Annotated in this window: 3 protein-coding genes; all 3 read right to left on the bottom strand. The window is 62.1% G+C overall.

The annotated features are described in order from the left end of the window. Positions 1–50: 50 nt before the first annotated feature. On the bottom strand, positions 51–1,583 hold the full coding sequence (gene tnpC, locus CK489_RS00015) for an IS66 family transposase (protein ID WP_143278058.1): 1,533 nt from the start codon (positions 1,581–1,583) through the stop codon (positions 51–53). Between the two features lie 94 nt (positions 1,584–1,677). Beyond that, positions 1,678–2,025, bottom strand: coding sequence for an IS66 family insertion sequence element accessory protein TnpB (tnpB, locus tag CK489_RS00010; protein ID WP_028344503.1), 348 nt, complete (start codon positions 2,023–2,025; stop codon positions 1,678–1,680). Next, the gene (gene tnpA / locus CK489_RS00005; RefSeq protein WP_095730859.1) at positions 2,022–2,417 is read right to left on the bottom strand and encodes an IS66-like element accessory protein TnpA; all 396 of its coding nucleotides are present in this window, start codon (positions 2,415–2,417) and stop codon (positions 2,022–2,024) included. Before tnpA ends, tnpB begins: the two co-directional genes overlap by 4 nt. Positions 2,418–2,504: the final 87 nt, after the last annotated feature.

The following is a 2,504-nucleotide window of genomic DNA, read 5'->3' as shown; positions in this document are numbered from 1 at the left end:
GTACGCATCCGGCCAGCACCCCGGGCAGGCGCGCCGGTCAGCCGTGGCGCTCAGGCGGCCGCCGCTTTGGAGTGTCGGGTCGCCTTCCAATTCCACGGGAGCAGGTCGGCGACTCTATTGATAGGGTAATCCGGAAGCCTGGCCAGCACGTCAGCGAGCCAGGCTTGCGGATCAACGTCGTTCATCTTGCAGGTTTCGATCAGGGTATAGACAGCGGCGGCACGATTGCCGCCAGCATCTGAACCGGCGAAGGTCCAATTTCGTCTTCCGACAGCCACACCGCGTAACGCTCGTTCGGCAGCGTTGTTCGAGATGCAGACACGGCCATCGTCCAGGAAGCGGGTGAACGCCGCCCAGCGGTTGAGCAGGTAGTTGATCGCCTTTGCGGTATCATTGCCTGAGGAGAGCAAGGTCCGCTGCCTGCGCATCCAGATCTCGAGATCAGCAACGATCGGCGTGGACTTCTCACGACGCACCGCAAGTCGCTGTTCCGGCGTTTTGCCGTTGATGGTGCGCTCGATCTCGAACAGGATATCGATGCGTCGCACGGCCTCGCCGGCAATCGGCGCCTCTCCAGATTTCGCCAGATCGAAGAACTTTCGGCGGCCATGGCTCCAGCAGGCCGCTTCAAGGATCGGAGCCGGCTTCCTTTGGGCCTTGTAGAGCTGGTTATATCCATCAAAGGCATCGGCCTGCATCAGGCCGACGTAGCCGGCAAGATGGGTTTGCGGATGCTCTCCAGCCCGGTTGCGTGAGTAGTAGAACAGAGCTGCCGGAGGGTCCGTGCCGCCAAACGGCCGATCATCGCGAACATAGGTCCAGATCCGGCCGGTCACCGTCTTAAGCTTGGCCAGTACCGGCACCGTCGTATCGTCGGCGTGGATGCGTTCCGCGCTCATGACGTGGATCCCGATGGCCTCAATAATGGGATCGAGTGCTACCACGCAGGCGCCGACCCGATCCGCCAGGGTCGAGACGTCGATCTCGATCCCCTCACGAGCATAAGTCTTGCTCTGCCGGTTCAGCGGCTGATGCAGCAGGAACTTGTTGACCAGCACCATCGCCAGCAGGCTCGGCCCGGCAAAGCCTCGCGGGATCGGATGGGAGGGCGCCGGCGCCTCTGTGATCGCCTCGCAATCTCGGCAGGAGAACTTTTCGCGGACATGCTCGATAATTTTCCAGCGCCGCGGCTCGCATTCCAGTGTCTTTGACACCACCTCGCCGAGCTTGTGCAACCGTTCACTGCCGCACTTGCCACACGCGCAAGGCGCGGGTTCGACGATACGTTCGATCGGCAGATTATCTGGCAGCGGTCGTCGGGACGCTCGAGGGGGTTGTACGCGCTGTTTGGTAGCTTCCGGCGTTGCGATCTCGGCTTTGGTTTCCTGCTCCGCCTGGGTCTCTTCAAGATCCTCGATGGCGAGTTCGAGCTGCTCGACCAGCAGCTTGCCGCGCTCAGAAGATTGCCCGAACTGTTCACGCCGTGCCTTGGCCAGCATCAGCTTCAGTCGCTCGATCTCCAGCCGGCCGACGGTCACCTCGCTCTTCGCCAGCGTCAACTGCTCGCGCTGCGCAAGGATCATCGCGTGTGCTGCGGCAAGGTCGGCGGGAAGCTGATCGGAAGGCGTCGTCACGAGGACGAATCAACCATATTCGTTGCAAAAAATCCCGCTCGATTTAACCGGAAGCCTGGGGACGCCAGGTTGCCTGCGGCATCCGCCAGTCGATGCCGGACAGGAGATAGGAGAGCTGCGCAACGCTGATCGTCACAACGCCGTCTGCCAGTGATGGCCACAAAAAGCGGCCGCGCTCCAGCCGCTTCGTGAACAGACACGCGCCCTGGCCATCATGCCAAATAATTTTGATCAGGTCGCCGCGGCGGCCCCTAAAAACGTAGAGATCACCAGCGTGCGGATCACGCTTCAAGCTCTCCTGGACCAACCGCGCAAGGCTTGGAAAGCCGCGGCGCATATCGGTGTGACCGGTCGCAAGCCACACCCGCACATTACCCGGTATGGCAATCATCGGCGCTCAAGCACCTCGAGGACCCGCGCCAGCGCTTCCGGATCGACGTGCGCGTCCACTCGGATGCGTCGCCGGTTCCCAAGGTCGATCTCGATCAATCCAATACGCGCGGCCACCACAGACCGCCCTCGGCTATCACCCGCAGGTAAAAGCTTCGGAGTTTCCTCCGCTTCCGTCGCGGCGATCTGCACCGGCGCAAAAGATGGTACGACCTGCTCGGATGTCCGCGCTTGTCGACGCCAGGTAAACACCAGGCTGGCCGCCACTCCGTTGCGACGCGCAACCGCAGTCACCTTTGCGCCCGGCGCCAACGTCTCCTCGACAATCCGTGCCTTGTCATCCTGCGACCAGCGCCGCCGACGCTCTAGCCCGCCCAAAACCTCGACCCGCATCGCCTGATGACCTTAAAGCTAGACTTAAGGCCACACGCTTGGCGAATTACAGCGTGTCAGACAAGACGGCGCCCGCCGGATGCGTAC

This window comes from Bradyrhizobium sp. UFLA03-84, from assembly GCF_002289535.1.
In the GTDB taxonomy this organism is placed as follows: domain Bacteria; phylum Pseudomonadota; class Alphaproteobacteria; order Rhizobiales; family Xanthobacteraceae; genus Bradyrhizobium; species Bradyrhizobium viridifuturi.
Note: the sequence above shows the minus strand (reverse complement) of the source record. Positions and strands in the feature narration are given on the sequence as shown.